The sequence below is a fragment of the Neisseria sp. P0009.S007 genome, from assembly GCF_051962515.1.
The window spans coordinates 1-975 of the sequence record NZ_JBQCVF010000580.1; the positions used below are offsets into that span (position 1 = coordinate 1).

The 975-nt window shown below is 48.0% G+C and carries 2 pseudogenes; both read right to left on the minus strand.

The annotated features are described in order from the left end of the window. Positions 1-308, minus strand: a pseudogene (locus ACTHS3_RS14935) (anion:sodium symporter); the annotation flags it as partial. Between the two features lie 265 nt (positions 309-573). Beyond that, positions 574-975: pseudogene (locus ACTHS3_RS14940) on the minus strand (sugar transporter); the annotation flags it as partial.

A 975-nucleotide genomic window follows, 5' to 3' on the forward strand; every position in this document is an offset into this window, starting at 1 on the left:
GCAAAGCCCGCCATCGCCTTTTTGATGTCCATGTCGGGGAAGCCGAGTACGACGGCGAGAATCGGCACCATCAATGCGGTTACCGTAATGTGGACGGCTTCGGTAAACCAAAGCGCGGCAACGAAAATCAACAGCGCGATGCCTTTGTTGGCGTCGGGGCTGTAGGGAAGGATGTAATAAATGCCGAAGCAGACAACAGCAGAGATAATGGTCGTCAGCAGTCCTTTAAAATCGGTAATCGGCTTCTGCGCACTGAGAAGCTCGACGTTCTCAGGATGCTGAGTCTTATCCTTGGCGTTTAAGTCCATGATGTATTCCTCTGAAACATGATTGGTTTTTCTTTTCAGCCGTACGTTCAGACGGCCTAATAGACGACAGTATATTTGTAATTTAATGTAGTGTAAACAAATTGTAAATTATTTTTTAAAAATGAAATGAAAACCGGATAAGCAGCAAGAAAACTGCTTATCCGGCGGAATGAAGACCCATCGTGGGTTAATAAGCATCAGGACAAATCGGTAAAACTGCCAAAATTACGGCCGGGTCAGTAATACCATCCTGATTTATATGGATTTAAACATTTTGCGTCAGATTGTCTTGTTCTTTAAACAACAAACCGCAAACGGCCAAACCTGCCGCCGCCAGCAAGGCTCCGGCAATGCCGATATTGGAAAGGCCGAACCAGACGGTTACATAATGTCCCAAAAGCGCACCGCCGCCGATGCCGACATTGTACAAACCTGAATAAATCGAGTTGGCCACATCTGTTGCATCCGAGGCGAATGCCAAGACCTTCGATACCATGCCCAAGCTGACGATGACGATGGCCACGCCCCAAATAAACACCAGCACGTACACCGCATAAGGGAAAGAGGCAAACGGCAGAAGCAGCAGAGCGGAGAGCAGGATGACCGCCACCGCGCCAAGCATAAACAGGCGTTGCGATTTGGCAAACCATTTGCCAAACAGATAAGA